The organism is Paenibacillus sp. P46E (genome assembly GCF_001909095.1).
GTDB classification, from domain to species: Bacteria; Bacillota; Bacilli; order Paenibacillales; family Paenibacillaceae; genus Paenibacillus_AQ; species Paenibacillus_AQ helianthi.
The window spans coordinates 1-2,043 of sequence record NZ_LVYZ01000109.1; the positions used below are offsets into that span (position 1 = coordinate 1).

General features: G+C 48.8%; 2 protein-coding genes. Both read left to right on the forward strand.

Annotation, left to right across the window (positions count from 1 at the left end; translation table 11 throughout):
* The first annotated feature begins 275 nt into the window (after positions 1 to 275).
* On the forward strand, positions 276 to 479 hold the full coding sequence (locus A3849_RS31060) for a hypothetical protein (protein WP_074114903.1): 204 nt from the start codon (positions 276 to 278) through the stop codon (positions 477 to 479).
* 136 nt (positions 480 to 615) lie between these two features.
* Positions 616 to 1,896 carry a group II intron reverse transcriptase/maturase gene (ltrA, locus tag A3849_RS31065; protein ID WP_143191954.1) on the forward strand — a complete coding sequence of 427 codons (1,281 nt, stop codon included), beginning with the start codon at positions 616 to 618 and terminating at the stop codon, positions 1,894 to 1,896.
* The last annotated feature ends 147 nt before the right edge of the window (positions 1,897 to 2,043 follow it).

A 2,043-nucleotide genomic window follows, 5' to 3' on the forward strand; every position in this document is an offset into this window, starting at 1 on the left:
CAGGCAAAGTCCAGCCCGGAATGCAGTGAACCAGAGGTGGCGGCGATGCTGGGTGACCCGCCGTAAAAACGGGGAAACCTATACGAAATCGTATATCTTACAGGAAAACACACAAAGGGAAATGACCTGCAAGACTCATCGACGTGATTAGGGTCAGGATGGATGGAACAGAAGGTGCAGATAACTGAGGGAAGTCTCATAGTCTCCTTGACGCAAACGCGAACAAGGTAGGGGCGGTATAACCGAAAGGGAAAACCAAGCCGAAGGGTTGAGAGATGGCGGATCGTTCCGTAGTAGTGAGCAAGACCGGGCCAATGAAAGCTGGTAACAGTCTGGAGGAGAAAACCCGGATGAGTATGCGCCTGGAATTTTTTTTGAAGGCGAGCAGCCAGAAAAAAAAAGTGGTGTCGCATACCCTGCTCTCACTCCAAAAGAGGAGAGACAGAGGCGAAGGGAACGTGCTTCGTCAAAGACTGTGAGTGTTCGTGAGTGGATATCGTAAGCGCCGTAAACCAGCGAGGGTTTGACCGAGAGGGCGTGTCCCGCCGAGAGCGAAAGATCGCTTGGGGATGAGGCAAACTGGCGGCCTGAGTACATCCAGGGCAGCAGGAGCGATTGATTTTTTTTTTTTCTAACACGCAGTTGCCGGGATGGAACAAGAAAGGAATCGATATCTGTAACGGAAACAAGACCAGCCTGGTGAGTAGCGGTAAAGGTGGTGAAACACCAATGAAACCGAAAAGACGTTACTATTCCTTAATCGATAAGGTTTACCAAATGAACAATTTGCACGAAGCGTGGCTATCGGTGAAGAAGAATCAAGGAAGTGGCGGTGTAGACGGCGTCAGCATTGGAATGTACGAGAAGAATGTGAGCATGAATCTAAGGGAGCTCCAAAGGTTATTGCAGCAGGGGCGTTACATTCCAAATCCCGTGAGGCGGCATTACATCGAGAAGGAAAATGGGAAGCTCCGGCCGCTAGGCATTCCCACGATCCGGGACCGGATATGTCAGCAAGCCGTACGTCAAATCATCGAGCCGATCTTTGAAGAGGACTTTTATTACTATAGCTTTGGCTTTCGGGCAGGATACTCGGCGCATCAAGCGATACGTACCATCCGGCGGGCGAAACGTAATGGATATGAACATGTGGTAGACCTGGATATTGTATCTTTCTTCGACGAAATCCCTCACGAAGGACTCATGGAGAAGGTGCAAGAAAGAATCTCGGACGGAAAAGTGCTGACGCTCATTCGCGGATGGCTAACGGCGGGAGTCATGGAAGATGATCAGTTCCATGAAACAGAAATCGGGTCCCCTCAGGGCGGAGTCATCTCACCGCTCTTGGCAAACATCTATCTGAATGCGTTTGACTGGGGCATGAAAGAGCAGGGATTTGCTGTAGTTAGGTATGCGGACGATGCGGTGATCCTATGTAAAACGAAGGAACAGGCAAAAGAGGCGTATCTGGCAGCGAAGAAGATACTGGAAGAAGACCTGCGATTGCGGATGCACCCGGAGAAAACAAAAGTTGTAGATTTTAGAGAAGGATTTCGCTTTCTGGGATTTAACTTCCGGAGAGAATACGTGAGCGTACCGGATGAGAAAGTGAAGAAATATAAAGATAAAATCCGAAACGCAACGCGCAGACAACAAGGAAAAAGCCTGGACGAAATGATGGGGAAGCTAAACGAAATCAGCCGAGGATTTGGGAATTATTTTGGGATAGGAAATGTAAAGAAAAAGTTTGAACGTCTGGATAAATGGATGCGAATGAGGGTGCGAGCCTTTATGCGCAAAAAGAAATCTACGGTGTCAAATCGGCTGATTCCAATTAAAGCATTGGAATCAGCCGGAATGGTCTTTCTAACAAGTTTACTCACCACACGTTCCTAATTCAGGAGTGAAATAGGCAATCCGGCGACGGATGAAGGAAACTCACTCCTGAAGATGGGGAACTGACGAAGGAAAGCCGTGTGCGGGAAATCTGCATGCACGGTTTGACGGGGAGTCCGAGGGAGTAATCCCTCGTCTTACCCTACT

Coding starts and splice junctions, on each gene's coding strand:
- A3849_RS31060 (WP_074114903.1), top strand. CDS start 276: ATGGCGGATCGTTCCGTAGTAGTGAGCAAGACCGGGCCAATGAAAGCT.